This is a genomic window from Lactobacillus acetotolerans DSM 20749 = JCM 3825 (genome assembly GCF_001436775.1).
Lineage (GTDB): Bacteria > Bacillota > Bacilli > Lactobacillales > Lactobacillaceae > Lactobacillus > Lactobacillus acetotolerans.
In genome coordinates, this window is the sequence record NZ_AYZC01000086.1 from 1 (window position 1) to 1558 (window position 1558).

Here is a 1558-nt window from a genome sequence, read left to right on the forward strand (position 1 = left end):
CAATGTCATTAAGTTAAGACATTGACAAAGCTGATGATACTTTTTAAGACATTTATCGAATTGTTTTATTCGTTAAATGTCTTTTTTGATAGCACAAATAAGCCATCACAAGATAGCCATTTCAGATTAGTTTAAGCTGCTAAACGATAAGGAAAGCCAATCACTAATTTAGCTTTTAAGCTCCGCTTATCTTTTCTTCCCGGTCTGATCGGAGTTAAATAAAATGCCATATCCAGCAATAATTGCGTGAAGGCTTTATCTGAATTATCGCTTATACCAAAATACCGCCGCCAAACACAGCAGGCCATTTTAAAGTCTATTTGATATTGATATTTTTTCTGAGAATAAGGTTTTGAGCCAGCGGCAGCTGATAAACTCACGGCGTTATACATTGCAAAGTGAGCGTATATTTCCATATAGACAAACTGATCTTTTTTAGAATGAAACTGCACTCCGCTTAAATCATATTTAAGCTCTCTAAAAGACGTTTCTATTCCCCAGCGAAGATGATAGATCTCTTTCATTCTGGCTAAAGGAAATTCATCACGGTCCAAGTTAGTGATAAGAACTTCCCATTCATCAGCTGAACCTGGCGGATTAATTCTAAACTTGCAAACCCGAAACTTGACATTGCATAGGCCTTCGAAATCCCAGCGCCAGTCTTTGGTATTTTTTGAACGGATAGCTTTATAGTGATGTTTTTTGTGTAGAATCAGGTGCAGAAATTTTTCCTTGTCTTTATGAGTAACGTAATAATGATGTGACGAGGTTACTCTGCAAGACAGGTCAATATCATATTCTTGTTCTGACATACCAGCAATTTCTTTGATAGCGCCATATCCAGCTTTAGTTCTGATAACATAGTGACAATGCTTTAGCCGATTGCAGTTTTCAATTAGATTAAAGCTGCTGTAGCCACGATCCATTAGAACTATAAAATCTTTTTCTCGTTGCGCTAAGTTTTTTAACATTGCAAGAGCCGCGTCACGTTCATTCATCTTTTGTCGCGGCTGAAAAACTAAATCCAAATATAACTTGTTTAGAACATCATAGAGAGCATTTACATGAATCTGACAATATCTTCGACCATCTTTGCCTTGAAAAATATTTTCCGACTTAGGATTAAAGGGCTGATCAAAATCGGAACCATCAATCGCTACAACCAAATACTTATCATCCAGTAATTGCAATGAATCGTTTGCCTGACTAAACTCAGCCATAATTTCTTTAAAACACTCGGGCTTTAATTTAGCTTTTTGTTGTTCGAAAGCTGAAGCCGTCATTCTAGAATTCACATCAGGAAAAGCATGAAAAATTTCCGAGTTTAAGCTGCCCGCTCCCATGTTGAGAATCAGCTTAATCAAATCAGTCGGATTAAGCTTGCGACAGCGGGTAAAAGCCTGATCTGAAACAGAAAAATCATGAATGTTGGCAGCGATTTTATTGATAATACTATCCATCAGTTTTAAAATATTTGAGTGAAGGGATTTCATGAGAGACGCAACCTTTCTATGAAAGACCGAATAAGAGATAAAGAGTGAGCAGAGGGGTGAATGAA

The 1558-nt window shown here is 36.9% G+C and carries 1 protein-coding gene; it reads right to left on the reverse strand.

Annotated elements, in window-relative coordinates; all coding sequences use genetic code 11:
• Nucleotides 1–131: 131 nt before the first annotated feature.
• The coding region (locus tag FC77_RS07570) for an IS4 family transposase (RefSeq protein WP_338084852.1) at nt 132–1558 on the reverse strand (1427 nt) is incomplete at its 5' end.